General features: G+C 77.8%; 1 pseudogene. It reads right to left on the reverse strand.

From position 1 onward, the window contains the following. Positions 1-417, reverse strand: a pseudogene (locus tag CWIS_RS19700) (flagellar motor switch protein FliN); the annotation flags it as partial. Positions 418-537: the final 120 nt, after the last annotated feature.

The following is a 537-nucleotide window of genomic DNA, read 5'->3' on the forward strand; positions in this document are numbered from 1 at the left end:
GCGCACGCGGACCGCGAACCAGGCGATCGCGACGCCGTCGTGCTGCAGCGCGAACACCTCGGCGCCGGGCACGAGCACCTGCGCGACGGGCTCGGTGCGCACCTGCTCGAGCACGCCGGCGCCGAGCGTCTGCGCGGCGGCCTCGAGCGCGGGACGCAGCGCGTCACCGGGTGCGAGCCGCGCACCGGCCGCGGCGCCGGCCGCCTCGACGTCCGCGAGCGCGTCCGCGACGACGAACAGCAGGTCGGCGCTCGGCGCACCGACGAACGTGGCGACCACGGCGTCGAGGTCGGTGGGCACGTCGCCCGCGGCGCACGGCACGGCGACGAGCGGGACCGACGACGGCACGAGGGCCGCGGCGGCCTGCGCCACCGCGCTCGCGTCGACGGCGGCGACGGTCTGGGACGTGATGGTCATGCGCGGTTCTCCTCGGTGACGGCGACGACGCGGCACGCGAGCCGCGGCCCGTGGCTGCCGATCGCGGCCTTGGCGAGCACGACGTCGTCGACGACCACGTCGAGCGGCTCGGTGGACGGG

Source organism: Cellulomonas sp. A375-1 (assembly GCF_001040865.1).
GTDB lineage: Bacteria > Actinomycetota > Actinomycetes > Actinomycetales > Cellulomonadaceae > Cellulomonas > Cellulomonas gelida.